Here is a 334-nt window from a genome sequence, read left to right as displayed (position 1 = left end):
CGGGTTCTGTCCAGCACCATACTCCAGCGTACCCACTTGCGCGTCATATAGACAAAGACCTGGCCCGCATCGCCCTGTCCGGCTCGGGTGAAAGGTGTGCGGGCGGGCAGGAGATTCGACGGAAAATCTCGGTAATACGGATCGTAAGCTTGTGTCATGGTGTCCGCACCCGGTGTTTCAGTCGTGGTTGCTGCGTCACAGCTCATGACCCAAAGCTGTGTCGTGGGGATCAGTTATCGGCGATCTCTTGGGGCGCCGGCCGCCGCTTCCACACCTGGGTCGCCTGCTCAAAGGCGTGGGCAAAGCGCAGCAGGTCCAGATCGTCCTGATAGCG

The sequence above is a fragment of the Desulfurellaceae bacterium genome, from assembly GCA_021296095.1.
Lineage (GTDB): Bacteria > Desulfobacterota > Binatia > Bin18 > Bin18 > JAAXHF01.
This window is presented reverse-complemented; position numbering follows the sequence as displayed.